Origin of the sequence: Agrococcus pavilionensis RW1 (assembly GCF_000400485.1) — a bacterium.
Lineage (GTDB): Bacteria > Actinomycetota > Actinomycetes > Actinomycetales > Microbacteriaceae > Agrococcus > Agrococcus pavilionensis.
This window is the reverse complement of the sequence record NZ_ASHR01000042.1, coordinates 12,234-32,851: the sequence shown is the minus strand read 5'-3', so window position 1 is coordinate 32,851 and position 20,618 is coordinate 12,234. Positions and strand designations below refer to the sequence as shown.

18 protein-coding genes and 1 other RNA gene are annotated in these 20,618 nt (G+C 73.2%); 11 read left to right on the top strand and 8 right to left on the bottom strand.

Translation table 11 applies throughout. The features are described from left to right. On the top strand, window positions 1–2,334 hold a 2,334-nt coding region (sucB, locus tag L332_RS0115825), incomplete at its 5' end, for a 2-oxoglutarate dehydrogenase, E2 component, dihydrolipoamide succinyltransferase (protein WP_031224391.1). On the opposite strand, the gene L332_RS28355 is transcribed toward sucB, so the two are convergent. Further along, the gene (locus L332_RS28355) at window positions 2,331–3,608 is read right to left on the bottom strand and encodes a hypothetical protein (protein ID WP_021011741.1); all 1,278 of its coding nucleotides are present in this window, start codon (window positions 3,606–3,608) and stop codon (window positions 2,331–2,333) included. The genes sucB and L332_RS28355 overlap by 4 nt on opposite strands. 93 nt (window positions 3,609–3,701) lie before the next feature. Between L332_RS28355 and L332_RS28350 the strand changes: the two genes are divergently transcribed. Then, complete coding sequence (locus L332_RS28350; protein WP_021011740.1) at window positions 3,702–4,391, top strand: DUF4191 domain-containing protein; 690 nt, start codon at window positions 3,702–3,704, stop codon at window positions 4,389–4,391. 100 nt (window positions 4,392–4,491) lie between these two features. Continuing rightward, a complete protein-coding gene (glnA, locus tag L332_RS28345; RefSeq protein ID WP_021011739.1) occupies window positions 4,492–5,916 on the top strand; it encodes a type I glutamate--ammonia ligase in 1,425 nt (474 codons plus the stop codon). A gap of 75 nt (window positions 5,917–5,991) precedes the next feature. On the opposite strand, the gene L332_RS28340 is transcribed toward glnA, so the two are convergent. The 3 genes from L332_RS28340 to L332_RS28330 form a co-directional block, all read right to left on the bottom strand. Then, complete coding sequence (locus L332_RS28340; protein ID WP_021011738.1) at window positions 5,992–6,195, bottom strand: zinc-ribbon domain-containing protein; 204 nt, start codon at window positions 6,193–6,195, stop codon at window positions 5,992–5,994. A 148-nt stretch (window positions 6,196–6,343) separates the two neighbouring features. Further along, the gene (locus L332_RS28335; RefSeq protein WP_021011737.1) at window positions 6,344–9,286 is read right to left on the bottom strand and encodes a bifunctional [glutamine synthetase] adenylyltransferase/[glutamine synthetase]-adenylyl-L-tyrosine phosphorylase; all 2,943 of its coding nucleotides are present in this window, start codon (window positions 9,284–9,286) and stop codon (window positions 6,344–6,346) included. A gap of 3 nt (window positions 9,287–9,289) precedes the next feature. Further along, entirely contained in the window at window positions 9,290–10,621 is a 1,332-nt protein-coding gene (locus L332_RS28330) for a glutamine synthetase family protein (RefSeq protein ID WP_021011736.1), read from the bottom strand. A gap of 65 nt (window positions 10,622–10,686) precedes the next feature. On the opposite strand from L332_RS28330, the gene panB reads away from it, so the two are divergent. Continuing rightward, entirely contained in the window at window positions 10,687–11,547 is an 861-nt protein-coding gene (gene panB / locus L332_RS28325; protein ID WP_021011735.1) for a 3-methyl-2-oxobutanoate hydroxymethyltransferase, read from the top strand. A gap of 14 nt (window positions 11,548–11,561) precedes the next feature. After that, the gene (locus L332_RS28320; RefSeq protein ID WP_021011734.1) at window positions 11,562–12,071 is read left to right on the top strand and encodes a DUF1697 domain-containing protein; all 510 of its coding nucleotides are present in this window, start codon (window positions 11,562–11,564) and stop codon (window positions 12,069–12,071) included. A 90-nt stretch (window positions 12,072–12,161) separates the two neighbouring features. On the opposite strand, the gene L332_RS28315 is transcribed toward L332_RS28320, so the two are convergent. Both L332_RS28315 and L332_RS28310 read right to left on the bottom strand, forming a co-directional pair. Continuing rightward, window positions 12,162–12,650, bottom strand: coding sequence for an AAA family ATPase (locus tag L332_RS28315; RefSeq protein WP_021011733.1), 489 nt, complete (start codon window positions 12,648–12,650; stop codon window positions 12,162–12,164). A gap of 7 nt (window positions 12,651–12,657) precedes the next feature. After that, complete coding sequence (locus tag L332_RS28310) at window positions 12,658–12,858, bottom strand: hypothetical protein (RefSeq protein ID WP_021011732.1); 201 nt, start codon at window positions 12,856–12,858, stop codon at window positions 12,658–12,660. A gap of 63 nt (window positions 12,859–12,921) precedes the next feature. On the opposite strand from L332_RS28310, the gene map reads away from it, so the two are divergent. The 6 genes from map (at window position 12,922) to L332_RS28280 (ending at window position 19,047) form a co-directional block, all read left to right on the top strand. Further along, a complete protein-coding gene (gene map / locus L332_RS28305; protein ID WP_021011731.1) occupies window positions 12,922–13,791 on the top strand; it encodes a type I methionyl aminopeptidase in 870 nt (289 codons plus the stop codon). A gap of 26 nt (window positions 13,792–13,817) precedes the next feature. Next, window positions 13,818–14,573, top strand: a complete 756-nt coding sequence (gene ppgK, locus L332_RS28300; protein ID WP_021011730.1) for a polyphosphate--glucose phosphotransferase — start codon at window positions 13,818–13,820, stop codon at window positions 14,571–14,573. Then, a complete protein-coding gene (locus L332_RS28295) occupies window positions 14,570–15,166 on the top strand; it encodes a hypothetical protein (protein ID WP_021011729.1) in 597 nt (198 codons plus the stop codon). Before ppgK ends, L332_RS28295 begins: the two co-directional genes overlap by 4 nt. A gap of 109 nt (window positions 15,167–15,275) precedes the next feature. Further along, window positions 15,276–16,073, top strand: coding sequence for a DeoR/GlpR family DNA-binding transcription regulator (locus tag L332_RS28290; RefSeq protein ID WP_021065144.1), 798 nt, complete (start codon window positions 15,276–15,278; stop codon window positions 16,071–16,073). Further along, a complete protein-coding gene (locus tag L332_RS28285; RefSeq protein WP_021011727.1) occupies window positions 16,070–17,062 on the top strand; it encodes a 1-phosphofructokinase family hexose kinase in 993 nt (330 codons plus the stop codon). Before L332_RS28290 ends, L332_RS28285 begins: the two co-directional genes overlap by 4 nt. After that, window positions 17,062–19,047 (top strand): PTS fructose transporter subunit IIABC, encoded by a 1,986-nt coding sequence (locus tag L332_RS28280; protein WP_021011726.1) that lies wholly within the window; start codon window positions 17,062–17,064, stop codon window positions 19,045–19,047. Before L332_RS28285 ends, L332_RS28280 begins: the two co-directional genes overlap by 1 nt. Window positions 19,048–19,104: 57 nt before the next feature. On the opposite strand, the gene rnpB is transcribed toward L332_RS28280, so the two are convergent. After that, window positions 19,105–19,462: RNase P RNA component class A (gene rnpB, locus L332_RS29665), an RNA gene on the bottom strand. Window positions 19,463–19,509: 47 nt separating this feature from the next. After that, window positions 19,510–20,610 (bottom strand): hypothetical protein, encoded by a 1,101-nt coding sequence (locus L332_RS28275; protein ID WP_021011725.1) that lies wholly within the window; start codon window positions 20,608–20,610, stop codon window positions 19,510–19,512. Window positions 20,611–20,618: the final 8 nt, after the last annotated feature.

Below are 20,618 nucleotides of genomic sequence, written 5' to 3'. Positions count from 1 at the left end.
CTCGGCGAGAGCGTCACCGAGGGCACGATCACGCGCTGGCTGAAGTCCGTCGGCGACGAGATCGCCGTCGACGAGCCGCTCGTCGAGATCTCGACCGACAAGGTCGACACCGAGGTGCCGTCGCCGATCGCCGGCACGCTCACCGAGATCCTGGCCGACGAGGACGACACCGTCGAGGTCGGCGCAGTCATCGCGCGCGTCGGCGACGCGGGCGACGCACCCGCCGAGCAGGCGCCGGAGACCGACGCCGAGACGGCGACCGAGGGCACCGACGCCGAGCCCGAGCAGGAGGCCGACGATGAGTCGGCCGCCGAGGCGCAGGAGTCGCCTTCGAAGCAGGCCGACGAGCAGCAGGAGTCGGCGCCCGCGCCGCAGGCCGACGCGCAGCAGTCGAGCGGCGGCACCGACATCAAGCTCCCGGAGCTCGGCGAGAGCGTCACCGAGGGCACGATCACGCGCTGGCTGAAGTCCGTCGGCGACGAGATCGCCGTCGACGAGCCGCTCGTCGAGATCTCGACCGACAAGGTCGACACCGAGGTGCCGTCGCCGATCGCCGGCACGCTCACCGAGATCCTGGCCGACGAGGACGACACCGTCGAGGTCGGCGCAGTCATCGCGCGCGTCGGCGACGCGGGCGACGCACCCGCCGAGCAGGCGCCGGAGACCGACGCCGAGACGGCGACCGAGGGCACCGACGCCGAGCCCGAGCAGGAGGCCGACGATGAGTCGGCCGCCGAGGCGCAGGAGTCGCCTTCGAAGCAGGCCGACGAGCAGCAGGAGTCGGCGCCCGCGCCGCAGGCCGACGCGCAGCAGTCGAGCGGCGGCACCGACATCAAGCTCCCGGAGCTCGGCGAGAGCGTCACCGAGGGCACGATCATCCGCTGGCTCAAGGCGGTCGGCGACGAGATCGAGGTCGACGAGCCGATCGTCGAGATCTCGACCGACAAGGTCGACACCGAGGTCCCCTCCCCCGTGGCCGGCACCATCTCGGAGCTGCTCGTGGCCGAGGACGACACGGTCGAGGTCGGCAGCGTCATCGCGCGCGTCGGCGGCTCGGCGAGCGCGCCGTCCGGCGGCGAGCCGACGACCGACGACGCCGCGACCGACGAGCCCGCGCCGTCGTCGAGCTCCGCCGAGGAGCAGGACGCGACGCCGGCCGAGCAGCCCGAGCCCGCGAAGCCCTCGACCGAGCAGCCCGAGCCCGCGAAGGCACCGGAGGCCGAGGACCAGCAGGCGGCACCCGCTGCCGAGGCGCCGAAGCAGGAGGCCGCGAAGGCCGAGGCGCCGAAGCAGGAGGCCCCGAAGGCCGAGGCGCCGAAGCAGCCGGCACCGCCCGCGCCGTCGAAGCCCGCGCAGTCGGATTCCGCGGCGCAGGCACCCGCCGCTCCGTCGGCATCGGCGTCGCCCGCGCAGCCCGCAGCGCAGTCCGCGTCGAGCGGCGTCTACGTGACACCGATCGTCCGCAAGCTCGCGAACGAGCGCGGCGTCGACCTCGGCTCGATCTCGGGCACGGGCGTCGGCGGCCGCATCCGCAAGGAGGACGTGCTCGCGGCAGCCGAGGCGAAGCCCGCCGAGGCCCCGCAGGCAGCGCCCGCGGCCGAGGCCGCACCGGCTCCCGTCGAGGTCTCGCCGCTGCGCGGCACGTCCGCGAAGATGTCGCGCCTGCGCAAGGTCGTCGCGAAGCGCGCCGTCGAGTCGATGCAGGAGCTCGCCCAGCTCACGACCGTCGTCGAGGTCGACGTGACGAAGGTCGCGCAGCTGCGCGAGGCGAAGAAGGCCTCGTTCCAGCAGGAGACGGGCAACAAGCTCACCTTCCTGCCGTTCTTCACGCAAGCGGCGGTGGAGGCGCTCAAGGCGCACCCGCTCATCAACGCGACGGACGACGGCGAGACGATCACCTATCCCGAGACCGAGAACCTCGCGATGGCGGTCGACACCGAGCGCGGCCTGCTCACGCCGGTCATCCGCGACGCGTCGTCGAAGAGCATCCGCGAGCTGACCGCCGAGATCGCCGATCTCGCGCAGCGCACGCGCGACAACCAGCTCAAGCCCGACGAGCTGGCCGGCGGCACCTTCACGCTGACGAACACCGGCTCGCGCGGCGCGCTCTTCGACACCCCCGTGGTGTTCCAGCCGCAGCGCGCGATCCTCGGCGTCGGCACGGTCGTGAAGCGCCCGGTCGTCGTCTCGGTCGACGGCCAGGACTCGATCGCGATCCGCTCGATGGTGTTCCTCGCCCTGTCGTACGACCACCGGATCATCGACGGCGCCGACGCCGCCCGCTACCTCGCGGCGGTCAAGCAGCGCCTCGAGTCGGGTGCGTTCGAGGTCTAGTCAGACCACGCGTCCCGAAGGGTCCAGCCTGCCTCGGTGCTCATGACGAGCACCGAGGCAGGCTCGTCTCCGGACACCACGCGCAGCAGCCATGCGTCGCCGAGCTGCTGCACGACCTCGAGCACCCCGTCGTCGGGCATCCGCCATGGCGCGAGAGCGGTGAGCAGCGGGCTGTCGGGCTCGTGCAGCCCGACGAGGCACGCCGCGTCGCCCGCATCGAGGCACGCCTCGCGCTCGGCGAGCAGCGCGGCCGCGCCCGCGAGCGGGTCGGCCGGCACGCCGCCCGGCGGCGGGTGCGCGGTCGGCACCGCCGTGGGCTGCGCGGCAGCCACGTCGCCGAGGGTCGGCGTCGGCGATGGCTCCGCCGCCGCGTCCGCGACCGGCGGACCGCTGCCGCCGAGCAGCACCGCCGCCACGACGAGCGCGACGACGCCCCCGCCGCTGACGGCCCAGTAGCGCGGGCGCACTGCGCGCGCCGAGTCGAGCAGCCGTGCGGCGACCGGCGCGCCCCGCGGGAGCCGCTCGAGCAGCAGCGCGACGCGAGCCCACACCGCCTCGAGCCCGCTCGCCCGCTCGCGCGGACGCATCCGCGACGGTGCCGGCTCGCCGCGCACGACGGGCGGGTCGAGCGCGAGCGGCAGCGCGGGCCACGCGGCGATGAGGGCTGCGCCCGCGGCAACGAGGTCGCGGCGCTCGACGGCCGCCTCGACCGACTGCGGCAGCGGCTGCCCGCTTGCGTCGGCGAGCAGCAGCGCGAGCTCGCGCCAGCCGCGCGCGTCGGCCGCGACGCCGTCGCTCGCCTCCCGCCACGCCTCGGTCGGGCGGTCGGTCTCGAGGTGCGCGCCCTCGCCCACGAGCATCGGCGCGCCGTCGTCGTCGATGCGCACGTCGTGCGCCGTCACGCCGCCCGCGACCGCCCCGATCGCGTGGAGCGCCCCGAGCGCTGCCGCGATCGGTGCGAGCGCCGTCACGGCCTCCCCCGACTCTGGCTCGCCGCGCTCGAGCAGCCAGTCGGCGAGGTCGCGCGGCACGAGCTGGCGCACCACGACGACGCCCACGTCGGTCGCGACGTCGACGACGGGCAGCAGGTGCTCGTGCTCGGCGAGCAGGAGCGCCTCGGCCTCGCGCGCGAGCGGCGCGTCAGCGCCTGCGAGGGCGCGGTGCACCTCGACGCCGTGCCCCGACGCATCCGCCACCCAGACCTCGCGCTCGGCCGTGCGCCGCACCGCCCGCACGAGCGGATAGCCGGCGATCGACGCAGCATCGGGATCCACGCCGCGACGATGCCACGGCGACGGCGCGCCGGGTGCGGATCCCGCACCTCGCTGTGGAGAGCGGAGGGTCCGCGCCCCGGTATCCTGGGGGGCATGGCGCGCGAGACCGAGAAGGAGCCCGGCCGGCTCAAGACGATGTGGTCCATCTTCCAGATGACCCGCAAGAACGACAAGGCGGCGCTGCCGCTGATGCTGCTGGCCTTCTTCGGGCCGATCATCGTCGTCGTCGTGCTCGCGATCGTGACGCAGCAGGACGTGCTGTGGTTCGTGCTCTGGGTGATCTCGGGCGTGCTCATCGGCCTGATGCTCATGATGATGACGCTCACGTGGCGCGCCGAGAAGATCGCGTTCTCGCAGATCGAGGGCCGCCCCGGCGCCGTCGGCGCCGTGCTGAAGAGCGGCCTGCGCGGCAACTGGTCGACGAGCGAGATGCCCGTCGCGGTCAACCCGCGCACGCAGGACGCCGTCTACCGCGCGGTCGGCAAGCCCGGCGTCGTGCTGATCGCCGAGGGGCCGCGCGAGCGCGTCGCGCGACTCGTGGGCGAGGAGCAGCGCAAGCTCAAGCGCATCGTGCCGAACGTGCCGGTCAACGTGATCGAGATCGGGCCCGACTCGGCGCTCGAGCTGCGCAAGATGACGAAGTCGATGCGCCGGCTGAAGAAGGTGCTGAGCCGTGCCGAGGTGATGGCGGTCGCGAACCGGCTCACCTCGCTCGGGCAGACGAACCTGCCCATCCCGAAGGGCATCGATCCCCGCCGAGTGCGACCCGGCCGGCCGCGCTGACGTAACACCGCCGAAACATCGGCGTCACGGTCGGGCAACGGCTCCCGCGTAGCGTCGAGGCAAGGCAACCGCTCAACCGAACCGCCAAGTCAGGAGCACCATGTTCAAGGACCCGTCCGAGGCCCTCGCCTTCATCAAGGACGAGGAGGTGAAGTTCCTCGACATCCGGTTCACCGACCTCCCCGGCGTGCAGCAGCACTTCAACATCCCCGCGTCGACGGTGGACGAGGAGTTCTTCTCGGTCGGCCAGCTCTTCGACGGCTCCTCGATCCGCGGGTTCGCGACGATCAACGAGTCCGACATGCAGCTCATCCCGGACGTGTCGACCGCCTACCTCGACCCGTTCCGCGAGCAGAAGACGCTCGTCATGATCTTCGACATCTACAACCCGCGCACGGGCGAGATCTACCACCGCGACCCGCGCCAGGTCGCGCACAAGGCCGAGCAGTACCTCGCCTCGACCGGCATCGCCGACACCGCGTTCTTCGCGCCCGAGGCTGAGTTCTACATCTTCGACGACGTGCGCTACTCCGTCACCCCCAACCAGTCGTTCCACTCGGTCGACTCGGAGGAGGGCGCCTGGAACACCGGGCGCGTCGAGGAGGGCGGCAACCTCGGCTACAAGACGGCCTTCAAGGGCGGCTACTTCCCCGTCTCCCCCGTCGACAAGCAGGCCGACCTGCGCGACGACATCTGCCTCAAGCTCGAGGCGATCGGCCTGCAGGTCGAGCGCAGCCACCACGAGGTCGGCACGGGCGGCCAGGCCGAGATCAACTACCGCTTCAACACGATGGTGAAGGCGGCCGACGAGATCCTCGCCTTCAAGTACATCGTCAAGAACACGGCGCTCGAGTGGGGCAAGACGGCGACGTTCATGCCGAAGCCGCTCTTCGGCGACAACGGCTCGGGCATGCACACGCACCAGTCGCTGTGGCTCGACGGCAAGCCGCTCTTCTTCGACGAGAACGGCTACGGCAACCTCTCCGACACGGCGCGCTGGTACATCGGCGGCCTGCTCGCGCACGCGCCGGCGGTGCTCGCCTTCACGAACCCGTCGATCAACTCCTACCGCCGCCTCGTCAAGGGCTTCGAGGCGCCGGTCAACCTCGTGTACTCGGCGGGCAACCGCTCGGCGGCCATCCGCATCCCGATCACGGGCTCGAACCCGAAGGCGAAGCGCATCGAGTTCCGCGCGCCCGACGCCGCGTCGAACCCGTACCTCGCCTTCGCCGCGCAGATGATGGCTGGCCTCGACGGCATCCGCAACCGCATCGAGCCGATGGACCCGATCGACAAGGACCTCTACGAGCTGCCGTCCGAGGAGGCCAAGGGCATCCCGCAGGTGCCGGGCACGCTCGAGGAGGCGCTCGTCGCGCTCGAGAACGACCACGAGTTCCTGCTCGAGGGCAACGTCTTCACGAAGGACCTCATCGACACGTGGATCTCGCTCAAGCGCGAGACCGAGATCCTGCCGATGGCCCTGCGCCCGCACCCGTACGAGTTCGAGCTCTACTACGGCGTCTGACGCACCCAGCTCGAGAGCCGGTCACCCGCGGGTGGCCGGCTCTCGGCGTTCACTGGCGGATGCGGTCCGTCGCGCTCACCCGGAGACGGCGTAGCCGCAGATCGGGCACGCCTCGAACTCGCGCTTGCCCCAGCGCGCGATCGGGATGAAGAAGAGCGTGAAGCGCTTCGACTCGCGGATGCGCCGCCACGCCGCCGTGTTGTTGCAGTTGACGCACGTGCGGGTGAGACCCGGGCCGAGCTCCTCCTGCTTGGGGCCGAAGCCGAAGATGAAGAACATCGCGCCAGCGTAGGGAGGAAGCCTGCGAGGCTGCCCCGGCCACGACGTCGGTCGAGTGGCGCTCGGCGCAGCCGGGCGCGCATCGTGATCGGAGCGAGCGGCGTCTCGATACGCGGCCAGCGGCCGCTACTCGACGAGCGGGTGCCCGTCAGGCGTCGTAGAAGAGGCGGTCGAAGACGCGGCGCGAGCGGCGGGTGACCGCGAGGTACTGCTCCTCGAGCGCGAGCGCCGAGCGCGCGGGCATGCCGATGAGGCGCGCGACGGCCTCGAGCTCGGTGCGCTCGTTCGGCAGCACATCGATCGTGCGCGCGCGAGCGAGCGCGAGCCCGTTGCGGAGGCGCGTCGCGAGGGCCCACGCCTCGCGGAGGATCTCGGCGTCGCGCTCGCTGATGAGGTCGGCGCGCGCGGCGGCGGCGAGCGCCTCGAGCGTCGAGGGCGTGCGCAGGCTCGGCTCGCGACCCGCGTGCTGCAGCTGCAGCAGCTGCACGAGCCACTCGACGTCGCTCAGCGCGCCGTCGCCGAGCTTGAGGTGGCGCCGCCGGTCGGCGCCCTTCGGCAGCCGCTCGGATTCCACGCGCGCCTTGATGCGCCGCACCTCGCGCGCGGCCGACGCCGGCAGCTCCGCCGGATACCGGCGCTCGTCGATGATGGCCATGAGCTCGTCCGCGAGCTCGGCGTCGCCCGCGAACGGCCGCGCCCGCAGGAGCGCTTGCGCCTCCCACGGCTCCGACCAGCGCTCGTAGTAGGCGCGGTAGCTCTCGAGGGTGCGCACGATCGGTCCCTGGCGCCCCTCGGGCCGGAGCGCCGCATCCAGCTCGAACGGCAGCGTCGGGTCGGCGAGCGTCTCCTGCACCTTGCGGATGACGGTGGTGGCGACCGCGATCGGGTCGCCCTCGCCGCGCGCGACGTGCATGACGTCGATGTCGCTGCCGAAGCCGATCTCCCGCCCGCCCGTGCGGCCGAGCGTGATGGTCGCGAGCCGGAGCCCCTCGGGCGTGTGGAGCTCGAGCGCCGCGTCGACGAGGGCCGCCGCGATCGCGGTGAGCGCGACGCCGACGGCTGACTCGTCGACGCGCTGCAGCGCGCTCGCCATCGCGACGCGCAGGTGCTCGCGGCGGCGGAGCGACCGCAGCGCGCTCCGCACGGCATCGGGGTCACCGCGGTGCCGGCCCAGCACGGCGGCCGCCTCCTCGCGCAGCGACTCCTCCGAGCGGGGCCGCAGCTGCTCGTCGCCGTCGAGCCACGACGCGGCCTCGGGGATGCGCTCCATGAGGGAGCCGATGAGGCGCGACGACGAGAGCAGCCGCGTGAGCCGCCGAGCGGCGACGGGCGAGTCGCGCAGCATGCGCAGGAACCACGGGCTCTCGCCGAGCGCCTCGCTCAGCCGCCGGAACGCGAGCAGCCCCATGTCGGGATCGACGCCCTCGGCGAACCAGCCGAGCAGCACCGGCAGCAGCAGCCGCTGGATCTGCGCGCGGCGCGTCACGCCGCCCGTGAGCTCGGCGATGTGGCCGAGCGCGCCGCGCGCGTCGGCGTAGCCGGACGCCTCGAGCCGCTTCGCCGCGTGCTCGGGCGTGAGCCGCACGTCGTCGTGGCCGAGCGAGGCGACGGCGCCGAGCAGCGGGCGGTAGAAGAGCCGCTCGTGCAGCGACCGCACCGCGCGCCGCACCGCTTGCCAGCGCTCGGTGAGGGTCGCGGCATCCGGCAGCCCTGCCGAGCGCGCGAGCCGCCGCAGCTCGTCGGGATCGACCGGCATGAGGTGGGTGCGGCGCATGCGCCAGAACTGGATGCGGTGCTCGAGCACGCGCAGGAACCGATAGTGGTCGCTGAACTCGTCCCGGTCAGCGCGGCCGATGATGCCGAGCTCGGCGAGCGCGTCGAGCGCTTCGAGCGTGCCGCGCTGCCGCACCGACTCGTCGTCGGCGCCGTGCACGAGCTGCAGCAGCTGCACCGTGAACTCGATGTCGCGCAGGCCCCCCGGCCCGAGCTTCAGCTGCCGCGCCACCTCGTCGGCCGGGATGTGCTCGCTCACCCGCTCGCGCATCCGCTGCACCGACTCGACGAAGCCCTCGCGGCTCGACGACTCCCACACCTTCGAGCGCACAGCGGCCTCATAGGCCGCGCCGAGCTCGGCGTCGCCCGCGACGGCGCGCGCCTTGAGCAGCGCCTGGAACTCCCACGACTTCGCCCAGCGCTCGTAGTAGGCGACGTGCGAGGCGAGCGTTCGCGTGAGCGCGCCGTCCTTGCCCTCGGGCCGCAGGTTCGCGTCGACCTCCCACAGCGGCGGTGCCTTCTGGAACTGCGCGCACGCCGCGGTCGTCTCGCGCGCGAGCAGCGTCGCGATCTGGGTCGCCCGCGGGTCGTCGACGCCGTCGGCCTCGTGCACCCAGATGACGTCGACGTCGCTCAGGTAGTTGAGCTCGCGCGCGCCCGTCTTCCCCATCGCGATGACCGCGAGCCGCACGCGGTCGGCGTCCTCGCCGTAGCGCTCGCGCGCGGCGGCGCGGGCGATCGCGAGGCCTGCCTCGAGCGCGGCGGCGGCGAGGTCGGCGAGCGCGGCCGAGACGACGTCGACCGAGGCGCTCGGGTCGTCGAGGCCGAGGTCCCACGCGACGAGCTCGGTGAGGTGGCGGCGGTAGCGGCCGCGCATCGCCGCGATCGCCTCGTCCCTCGGCTTCCGCGCGACCGGACCGACCCCGTCGGTCGCGGCGGATGCGTCGACCGACTCGAGCAGGCTGTCGACGTAGCGCTCGGCGGGCGCGGGCGGCAGCGGCCGGGCGGCGACGTCGAGGTCCTCGGCGTGCCGCTCGAGGTGCTCGGCGATGCCCATCGAGCCGCCGAGCACCCGCAGGAGCGACTCGCGCGAGCCCGCGTCGGCGAGCGCCTCGTCGAGCGAGACGCCGGCGCGCTCGAGCCGCACGGCCGACTCGAGGGCCGTGTCGGGGTCGGCGGCGCGCGCCGCGGCCTCGACGAGGGCCGTCCTGCCCGTGCCCCGCCACGCATCCGGGAGCTCCTCGAGGCACGCCGCGGCGCGGCTCGGCTCGCGGAACCCGAGCTGCGCCAGTCGAGCGCGCGGCGACGGGATGCGCATGGGCTAGAGCGAGAGCAGGTTCGACTCGAGCTCGACGCGCGTCACCTGGGCGCGGTAGCGCTGCCAGTCCTCGCGCTTGTTGCGCAGGAAGTACTCGAAGACCTGCTCGCCGAGCGTCTCGGCGACGAGCTCCGACTCCTCCATGTGCTGCAGCGCCCGGTCGAGGCTCGCCGGCAGCGGCGTGAAGCCGAGCGCGCGGCGCTCGCGGTCGGAGAGCGCCCAGACGTCGTCGGTCGCCTCCTCGGGCAGCTCGTAGCCCTCCTCGATGCCCTTGAGCCCCGCCGCGAGCAGCACCGAGAAGGCGAGGTAGGGGTTGGCGGCCGAGTCGAGCCCGCGGTACTCGACGCGCGCCGACTGCGCCTTGTTGGGCTTCGAGAGCGGCACGCGCACGAGCGCGGAGCGGTTGTTGTGGCCCCACGAGACGTAGCTCGGCGCCTCGTCGCCCGACCACATGCGCTTGTAGGAGTTGACGAACTGGTTCGTCACCGCGGTGAACTCGGGCGCGTGGTGCAGGAGGCCCGCGACGAACTGCCGGCCGACCTTCGAGAGCTGGTACTGCCCCGCGGGGTCGTGGAACGCGTTCCGCTCCCCCTCGAACAGCGACATGTGGGTGTGCATGCCGCTGCCGGGCTGCCCCTCGAAGGGCTTCGGCATGAAGGTCGCGTAGACGCCCTCCTGGATCGCGACCTCCTTCACGACCGTGCGGAAGGTCATGATGTTGTCGGCGGTCGAGAGCGCGTCGGCGTAGCGCAGGTCGATCTCGTTCTGGCCCGGTCCCGCCTCGTGGTGGCTGAACTCGACCGAGATGCCGATGTCCTCGAGCATGCGCACGCTCGCGCGGCGGAAGTCGTGCGCGGTGCCGCCGGGCACGTTGTCGAAGTAGCCGGCGCGGTCGACGGGCTCGGGGTGGTGCACGTCGGCGGACTTCAGCAGGTAGAACTCGCACTCCGGATGCGTGTAGAAGCTGAACCCGAGGTCGGCGGCCTTCGCGAGCGTGCGCTTGAGCACGTGCCGCGGGTCGGCGGCCGCGGGCTGCCCGTCGGGCGTCGCGATGTCGCAGAACATGCGCGCGGTCGGGTCGATCTCGCCTCGCCACGGCAGCACCTGGAACGTCGACGGGTCGGCCTTCGCGATCACGTCGGCCTCCGAGGAGCGCGAGAGCCCCTCGATCGACGAGCCGTCGATGCCGAGCCCCTCGGTGAAGGCGCCCTCGACCTCGGCGGGCGCGATCGCCACCGACTTCAGCGTGCCCAGCACATCCGTGAACCACAGCCGCACGAACTTGACGCCGCGCTCCTCGATCGTCCGGAGCACGAAGTCCCGCTGCTTGTCCATCCGAGTCCCTCCTGAAGGCCTGCCCTCAGGCTAGTGGGCGCGCGGCTGTCGATAGGCTCGGCCGCATGGCATTCAGCGAGAGCGCGCAGGAGCCCGCAGCGCCCTACGGCGGCGCGGCCTCGAGCCCCAAGCGCGTCAGGATCCGGCACTTCCAGCAGGCGAAGCGCGACGGGGTGAAGATCGTCGGGCTCACGAGCTACGACTACCTCTCCGCCGGCATCTTCGACCGCGCCGGCATCGACTTCCTGCTCGTGGGCGACTCGGCCGGCAACACCGTCTTCGGCTACGACACGACGCTCCCGGTGACGGTCGACGAGCTCATCCCCCTCACGCGCGCGGTCGCGCGCGGTGCGAGGCGGGCGCTCGTCGTCGCCGACCTGCCCTTCGGCTCCTACGAGACGAACCCGCGCGAGGCGGTGCACACCGCGATCCGCTTCATGAAGGAGACGGGCGCGCACGCGGTCAAGCTCGAGGGCGGCGAGCGCTCGGCCGAGCAGATCCGCCACATCGTCGAGGCCGGCATCCCCGTCATGGCGCACGTCGGCTTCACCCCGCAGGCCGAGCACGGCCTCGGCGGCCACGTCATCCAGGGCCGCGGCGAGGAGGGCGCCGAGAAGCTGCTGCGCGACGCGAAGGCCGTCGAGGCGGCCGGCGCGTTCGCGGTCGTGCTCGAGATGGTGCCGTCGGAGTCGGCGCGCGCCGTGACCGAGGCGCTCACGATCCCGACGATCTCGGTCGGCGCCGGCCCGCACTGCGACGGGCAGCTGCTCGTCTGGACCGATTGGGCGGGCTTCACGACCGGGCGCATCCCGCGCTTCGTCAAGCAGTACGCGCAGATCGGCAAGGACCTCGAGGATGCCGCGAACGCATTCCGCGAGGACGTCTCCTCGGGCGCCTACCCGGCGCCCGAGCACGAGTACGAGTAGCCGGGGGCGGCACCGTGCGCATCGCCCTGCTCCTCCGCGGCGTGAACGTCGGCGGCGTGACCGTGCGCTCGGCCGATCTCAAGGCACTGCTCGAGGGCGCGGGGCTCGACGAGGTCGTGACGGTGCTCGCGAGCGGCAACGCCGTGGTGACGGCGACGGATGCGTCGGCCGCGGCCCGGGCGGCGGAGGTCGCGCTCGAGGCGCGGTACGGCAGGCGCATCCGGGTGCTCGGCATCGCGATCGACGACCTCGAGCGCGTGATCGCCGACTACCCGCACGGCGAGGACGACGAGCACACGCCCTACGTCGTCTTCGAGCTCGAGCCGGGCATCGCCGCGGAGCTCGCCGCGCTCGAGCCGGGCGAGGGCGAGGCGGTCGCCGCGGGCGACGGCGTCGTCCACTGGTCGAACCCGAAGGGCACGACGCTCTCGAGCGCGTTCGGCAAGGCGCTCGAGCGGCGGGCGAGGGACCGCGTCACGACCCGCAACCTCCGCACGCTGCGCCGCGTCGTCGAGGTCGCCTGAGAGCTGGACGCCGGCACGCTGCGGGGACGGATCCTCCGCGCGTGCGAGGAGCGCGGATGCACCCGCGATCGGGATCGGTCGTTCGACGGCTCAGCCTCGCACGACGTGCACCGCCATCCCTTCCGTCGCGTCATCACCGGGAGGCTCGAAGATGGCCGAGAAGCGGCGCAGCTCCTCGACGTCGATGCCGTGCGATTCCGGATCGCCCGCCGCAGCGCGCGAGCGCAGCCGCTCGAGCGCGATGGTGAGGTCGGCGTCCACGTGGTGCAGCACGGGTTCGTGGCCGGCGTCGAGCGCTGCATCGCGCCACTGCCGCCTGCGCTCGGCGCTCCAGCAGTTCCAGTCGAGCACGACGTCCACGTGCCGCTGCAGGTGCTCGAGCGCGAGATCCCACAGCAGCAGCCGACAGCGCTCGGCGAGCACTCCGTAACGGGCGTCGTCGAAGCGCAGCTCGGGATGCATGCGCCTCATCACTGCGTCGAGGCTGAGGCGAACCGCCCCGGACTCCTCGACGATCCGGCGCGCGAGGGTCGACTTGCCCGCCCCGTTGAGGCCGGCGAGCAGATGGACTCGCGCCACGCGGTCGCTACCGCTGGTCGGCGGGCTTCGAACCCCAGTCGTCCTCGGCGGCCTCCTCGGCCGCCCACTTCCGCGAGCGCTCCTTGATGATCTCGGGCGCGCGCGCCGCCTCCTCGCGCGTGGCGAAGGGGCCCGCGCGGTCGTAGCCCGGCGAGACCATGCCCTCCTCGACGACGCCGGTCTCCAGGTTGTACCAGTACTCGGTCATGCGCGCCTCCTCGGGAGCTGCCGCGGGTCGGTCCGCCTCGGCCGTCTGCCTAGGATGGAGCCTATGCCGAAGGACGTGAGAGGTCACCTGATCCCCGGTCGCATCTCTCCCCCGAGGCCCGTGGACGCATCCATCGCCCGCCCGGAGTACGTCGGCAAGTCGCGCCCGGCGAAGCACGTCGGCGGCGACGTCTACGACGAGGCGACGATCGACCGCATCCGCGCGGCCGGCACGATCGCCGCCGACGCGATCGCCGCCGTCGGCGCGGCGGTGCGCCCCGGCGTCACGACCGACGAGCTCGACCGCATCGGCCACGACTTCGTCACGAGCCACGACGCCTACCCCTCGACGCTCGGCTATCGCGGCTTCGCGAAGTCGGTCTGCTCGAGCGTCAACGAGGTCGTCTGCCACGGCATCCCCGACGACACGGTGCTCGAGGCCGGCGACATCGTCAACATCGACATCACGGCGTTCAAGGACGGCGTGCACGGCGACTCGAACCGCACCTTCATCGTCGGGCAGGCGAGCGACGAGGTGACGCAGCTCGTCGAGCGCACCGAGGAGGCGCTGCGCCGCGCGATCAGGGTCGCGCTGCCGGGCCGCCGCGTCAACGTCATCGGCCGCACGATCGAGCAGTACGCGAAGCGCTTCGGCTACGGCGTCGTGCGCGACTTCACCGGCCACGGCGTCGGCACGTCGTTCCACTCGGGGCTCATCATCCCCCACTACGACACCGAGCAGTACGACACCGAGATGGTGCCCGGCATGGTCTTCACGATCGAGCCGATGCTCACCCTCGGCACGCACGAGTGGGACGGCTGGGACGACGGCTGGACGATCGTCACGCGCGATCGCTCCATCACCGCCCAGTTCGAGCACACGATCGTCGTGCGCGAGGGCGGTGCCGAGATCCTGACCCTGCCGTCGGCCTGACCCGATCCATGGCAGGATCGGCAAGCGTGACCAGCTCCAGTGATCAGGCAGTCGGCGTCGACATCGGCGGCACGGGTGTGAAGGCGGCGCTCGTCGACGTGCGCACCGGCGAGCTGCTGAGCGATCGCGTGAAGGTGCCGACCCCCGCGGGCGGCGAGCCCGACGCGATCCGGGACGCGGTCGTGGGCCTCGTCGGGATGCTCGAGATCGACGACGAGACCCCCATCGGCGTCACCTTCCCGGCGATCGTGCGGCACGGCCGCACGATGAGCGCCGCGAACGTCTCGAAGTCGTGGATCGGGCTCGAGGCCGAGCGGCTGTTCGAGCGCGCGCTCGGACGCGACATCCACTTCGTCAACGACGCGGATGCGGCGGGCTTCGCCGAGGATCACTACGGAGCGGCGAAGGATGCGTCGGGGCTCGTCATCCTGACGACGCTCGGCACGGGCATCGGCGGCGCCCTCATCTACAACGGCACCCTCATCCCGAACGCCGAGCTCGGCCACCTCGAGCTCGACGGCGTCGGCGCCGAGACGCGCGCGTCGAACAAGGCGCGTGAGCGCGAGGAGCTGAGCTGGGAGGACTGGGCGGCACGGCTGCAGCGCTACTACAGCCACCTCGAGTTCCTCTTCTCCCCCGACCTCTTCGTCGTCGGCGGCGGGGTGTCGAAGTCGTCGGAGAAGTTCCTGCCGCTGCTGCAGCTGACCACGCCGATCGTGCCCGCGAAGCTGCGCAACAACGCCGGCATCATCGGCGCGGCAGCCCTCGCGCGCGGCGTGTGAGCACGCGGCGCGAGCGCAACGGCCGCGAGCCGCGCGGCCGGCACCGCGGGCACGCGGACGAGCGCCGGCGTGCGCAGCCCCGCACCGAGTGGCGGATGTTCCGCCGCGCCGCCTGGGGACCGGCCACGGTCGAGCTCGACGGCGCGCGCGTGCGCGCGACCGTGCGCGACGCGGTCATCGAGCTCGACCGCACCGACCGCCGCAGCCTCGACGAGCAGCGGGCGCAGCCGTGGCGGCGCCCCGAGGCAGACGGCGTGCCGGTGCTGCTCCACGGCGAGCGGGTCGGCACCCTCGTCGAGGACGACGCCGGCGGCGGCATCGTGCGGCGTGCGTCGATGCGCGTCACGGGCGACGCCGCGCTCATCGGTGCTGGGCTCGAGCTGACCTACCGGGTGCTGCCGTTCGCACTCGCGCTGCGCTCGCACGGTCGCGCGCTCGTCGCCACGCGCGCGTGGGCCGCGCCCCTCGACGCGCTCGTGAGCGAGTACTCGATCGTGCGCGAGCACGACGTCGTGCCGCCGCGCGTCAGGAGCGGCGCGAGCGACGAGCACATCGCGCTGTGGCTCGCGGTGCGCTGGAGCCTCGCGAGCTGAGCCGGATACCCGGCGGGACTGCTCCGCCTCGCGCCGGCCGCTAGGCAGCCGCGACGACAGTTCTGCGTTTGTCTTGTTTCATCTGTGTTCGTGTTGTAGCGTCTCCTGCATGGAAGCATCGATGCTCGTCCCCGAGCGCCGCGACAGGATCGCTGCGCGACTCGACATCGACGGGCGGGTGCTCGTCACCGAGCTCGCCCGCGACCTCGGCATCACGACCGAGACGGTGCGCCGCGACCTCGATGCGCTCGAGCAGGCCGGCATCGCGCGACGCGTGCACGGCGGAGCGGTGAGCGCCGCGAGGTCGAGCCTCGTCGAGACCGCCGTGGGCGCGCGCCAGTCCGCGCACGCCGACGCGAAGCGCCGGATCGCTCGGCTCGCGAGCGAGCGACTCATCGCCCTCGCGCCCACGAGCGTGCTGCTCGACGCGGGCACGACGACCGCCGCGCTCGCCGCCGAGCTCGTCGCGACCTGGCCGCGCGCCGCCGGCCCGCGGCTCGTCGTCGCCACGCACTCCCCCGCGATCGCGCAGACCCTCGCGGCGCATCCCTCGATCGAGGTGCACGCGATCGGCGGCCGCATCCGCGCCGTCACGGGCGCCGCGGTCGGCGCACAGACGGTGCTCTCGATCAGCGCGCTGCGCCCGGACCTCGTCGTGCTCGGGACGAATGCGCTCGACCACGACGGCGCCTCGACGCCCGATCCCGACGAGGCCGCGGTGAAGTCGGCGATCGTCGCGGCCGGGCGGCGCGTCGCGCTGCTCGCAGACTCGAGCAAGCTCGGCGAGGCGTCGCTCGTGCGCTTCGCGCCGCTCGATGCGATCGACGTGCTGCTCACCGACACCGAACCCGCGCGCGAGCTCGCCGCGGCCCTCGACGCCGCCAGCACCGAAGTGCACGTCGCATGATCGTCACACTCACCCTCAATCCTTCGATCGATCGCACGATCGAGCTGCCCGGCCCGCTCGTGCGCGGCGCGGTGCAGCGCCTCGGCGGCCCGCCGACGGATGTCGCGGCCGGCAAGGGCGTCAACGTCACGCGGGCGCTCGGCGCGGCGGGCATCGCGTCGCGCGCGGTCGTGATGGCCGACCCGCACGACCGCTTCTCGACGCTGCTCGCCGCCGACGGCATCACCGCGGTGTGCGTCCCGGTCGCCGCGCCAGTGCGCACGAACCTCGCGATCACCGAGCCCGACGGCACGACGACGAAGCTCAACGAGCCGGGCCCCGAGCTCGATGCCGCGGCCGAGCGACGCATGCTCGCCGCCCTCGGCGACGCTGCTGCCGGTGCCGACTGGCTCGTCATCTCGGGCTCGCTGCCGGCCGGCACTCGCACGTCGATCGTGGTCGACGCGATCGACGCGGCTCGCCGCGCCGCGCCGCGCATCCGCGTGGCCGTCGACACCTCCGGCCCCGCGCTCGCATCAGCGGTGACGCACGGCGTCGACCTCGTCAAGCCCAACGAGGAGGAGCTCGAGGAGCTCCTCGGGCTCGCGCGCGGCGCGATCGCCGGCCTCGACGCCGCCGCGACCGCCGCCCGTGCGCTCGTGGGCCGCGGCGTCGGCGCGGTGCTGCTCACCCTCGGCGGCGCCGGCGCGATCCTCGCCGACGCGGCGCGCACCTTCCACGCGACGCCCCCGCCGACGCTCGTCCGCTCGACGGTCGGCGCCGGCGATGCGAGCCTGGCCGGCTGGCTCATCGCCGAGCGCCGCGGCGACGACGCCCCCGGTCGGCTCGCTCAAGCCGTGGCGCACGGCTCGGCCGCCGCGGCGCTGCCCGGCACCGGCACCCCCACGACCGCGGACGCCGACGCGTCCCGCGTCGACGTCACCCGCCTCGACGCGGGCGCCGTCCCCCTCTCCACCGCGGCTCAGTCCGCCGAGACCCAGGAGCACTGATGCCCCAGATCATCACGCCAGAGCTCGTCGTCCTCGACGCAGCGCTCGGCACCGACAAGGAAGCGGTCATCCGCGCGCTCGCCGCGCGCGCGGCCGGCACCTCGCGCGTCTCCGACGGTGACGGCCTCGTCGAGGCCGTCCTCGCCCGCGAGGCGCTCACCCCCACCGGCATGGGTGCGGGCATCGCGATCCCGCACTGCAAGTCGGCGGCGGTGCGCGAGCCGAGCCTCGGCTTCGCGCGGCTCGAGCCCGCGGTCGACTTCGGAGCGCCTGACGGCCCCGCCGACCTGGTCTTCATGATCATGGCGCCCGACGACGCAGCCGAGACGCACCTCGCCGTGCTGTCGCGGCTCGCCGGCTCCCTCATCGACGAGCAGTTCACGAGCGCGCTGCGCGCCGCCGAGACGCCCGAGGAGGTCGTCGCGCTCGTCGACGGTGCCGTCGCGGAGCGTGACGAGGCGGCGCTCGCGCCGGTCCCGGAGGGCGATCGCAGCATCGTCGCCGTGACCGCGTGCCCGACCGGCATCGCGCACACCTACATGGCGGCGGATGCGCTGCAGGCGGCGGGTGAGCGCGCCGGCGTGCGCGTCGTCGTCGAGACCCAGGGGTCGAGCGGCACGAAGCGCCTCGACCCGGCCGTCATCGCCGCGGCCGATGCCGCGATCTTCGCCGTCGACGTCGACGTGCGCGAGCGCTCGCGGTTCGCGGGCAAGCCATTCGTGCAAGTGCCGGTCAAGCGCGGCATCGACGCCGCGGACGCCCTCATCGTCGACGCGCTGCGCGTCGCCGACGATCCGAGCGGCGCGCGCGTCGCCGGCGGCTCGGGCGGCGACGAGCCGGCCGCCGCGACGGCCGCGAGCGGCAGCGCGCTCGGCGGCACCGTCAAGCGTGCGCTCCTCACCGGCGTGAGCTACATGATCCCGTTCGTCGCCGGCGGCGGGCTCCTCATCGCGCTCGGGTTCCTCTTCGGCGGCTACCGCATCACCGAGGTCGCGGGCGACGTCATCGTGCAGAACGCGCTCTGGAACCTGCCCGACGGCGGGCTCGGCCAGTACCTCGGCGCGGTGCTGTTCTCGATCGGCGCGGCCTCGATGAGCTTCCTCGTGCCGGCGCTCGCCGGCTACATCGCGTACGCGATCGCCGACCGCCCGGGCATCGCCCCGGGCTTCGTCGCGGGCGCCGTCGCGCTGCTCATGAGCGCCGGCTTCATCGGCGGCCTCGTCGGCGGCCTGCTCGCGGGGCTCGCGGCGTGGTGGATCGGCTCGTGGCGGGTGCCGCAGTGGATGCGCGGGCTCATGCCCGTCGTCATCATCCCGCTGCTCGCGTCGCTGTTCGCGTCGGGCCTCATGGTGATGCTGCTCGGCGGGCCGATCGCGGCGCTCATGGCGAACCTCACCGGCTGGCTCGAGTCGCTCTCGGGCGCCGCCGCCATCGCTCTCGGCCTGCTGCTCGGCACGATGATGGCCGTCGACCTCGGCGGGCCCATCAACAAGGTCGCCTACGGCTTCGCGGTGGCCGGCTTGAGCCAGGGCAGCCCCGAGAACCCCGCGCCCTGGATGATCATGGCCGCCGTCATGGCGGCGGGCATGGTGCCGCCGCTCGGCATGGCGCTCGCGACGGTGCTCGACCGGCGGCTGTTCACCGTCCCTGAGCGCGAGAACGGCAAGGCGGCCTGGCTGCTCGGCGCCTCGTTCATCTCGGAGGGCGCGATCCCCTTCGCGGCCGCGGACCCGCTGCGGGTCATCCCCGCCGCGATCCTCGGCGCGGCGTCGACCGGCGCGATCTCGATGGCCGCGGGCGTCACGAGCCAGGCGCCGCATGGCGGCATCTTCGTGTTCTTCGCGATCGGCAACATCGCGATGTTCGTGCTCGCGATCGCCGTCGGCACCGTCGTGACCGGCCTCGCCGTCATCGTGCTCAAGCGCTGGGCGCGACGCTCGCCCCAGCTGCAGGCGCAGCCCGAGGCGGTGCCGGCCGCCGTGTGAGCCGCTCGACTCGACGGGGCGCGGTGAGGACTCCCGCGCCCCGTCGACTGCTCGAGGTGAACCGGCCGGCCGATACGCCGGGTTCTGTCGTGGACGGTCATCTCTCTCGGGGATGCATTGCTGCAGCCCTCCAGCGACCTACCCGCGGACGGGACGAGCAGCCCCATGATCCGCTGTCTGGTCTTGCTCCGGGCGAGGTTTGCCTAGCCGCCGCGCTCGCACGCGACGCTGGTGGGCTCTTGCCCCACCGTTTCACTCCTGGCCGATCGGTCGCCCGATCGGTGGACCTGCTCTCTGTTGCACTTTCTCGCGGGTTGCCCCGGGTGGACGTTATCCACCGCCCTGCTCTGCGGAGCCCGGACGTTCCTCGGCACCGCCCCCGAAGGGGTGGCGACGCGACCGCCTAGCCGACCGGTTCACGACCTCAGGGTACCGCCCGAGCCGGCCGGAGGCATCCGCTCGTCACCGCTCGAGCGCCTTGCGGTAGTAGGCGGTCGCGTGCAGCGGGCGCCCGCCGAAGCGCGTGAACTGCCGCACCGAGCCGGGGTTCATGCGCCCGACGAGCGTCGAGCGGAGCGTGGTGCAGCCGAGCTCCGCGAGGTTGGCGTGCAGCCGCCGCGTCAGGAGCGTGACGATGCCCTTGCCCTGCGCGTGCGGCCTCGCGCCCTGCATGATGAGCACCGCCTCGCGGCGCAGCGCGCCGCGCCGGGCGATGAGCTCCCAGCGCTCGCGCAAGCCGAGGCGGCCGCCCGAGCGCTGCAGCACGCGCGAGGGGTCGAGCACCGCGAGCACGAACGCGACCGGCTCCTCCTGCTCGTCGCGCGCGATGAGGAACAACCCCTCCTCGTGCAGCCACCAGAGCCCGTCGGTCTGCGCGCGCAGCTCCGCGCGCGTATAGGGCGTGAAGGTCGGCAGCAGCGCGAACGAGTCGTTCAGCAGCGGCAGCAGCGTGCGCAGGCCGCGGCCGAGGCCGAAGCGCGTGACCTCGTCGATGCGGATGCCGGCGCGGTCGAGCTCGGCCTCGGTCGGCCCGTCGTCGTCGACGACCTCGACGATCCAGGTGTCGGCCTCGTACCAGCGCTCGAAGCCGCGCGCCTCGAGCGCATCCGGGAGCCACGACGGGTTCCACGCCGAGTCGAGGAAGCCGCGCTCCTCGAAGCCGCCCGTGATGACGCCGCCCGACTGGTTCGGCAGCAGCTGCGCGGGCCCGAAGAGCTCCGTCGCGCCCGTGCTCGCCGCGCGCACCGCGAACTCGTCGACGAGGGCGTCGACGACGGATGCGTCGGGGGCGACGAGCGCGCCGAACACGAGCGCGCGGGTGCCGAGCCGGGCGTCGAGCCGGTCGTCGCGGTGCACGACCGCGCGGCCGACCGGTTCGTCGCCCCGGCGCGCCACGAGCAGCGTGATGGGGTGCGGATGCGGGTGCCAGCCCCTGAACCAGCTGCGCACCGTGCGCTCGGGCAGCGGCACCGCGAGCCCGCCGTGCGTGTCGTGGCCGAGGCGCAGGAAGGCATCCAGGCCCGCCTCGTCGGCGACCTGCTCGACGCGGAGGCCGCTGCCCATGCCCCGCA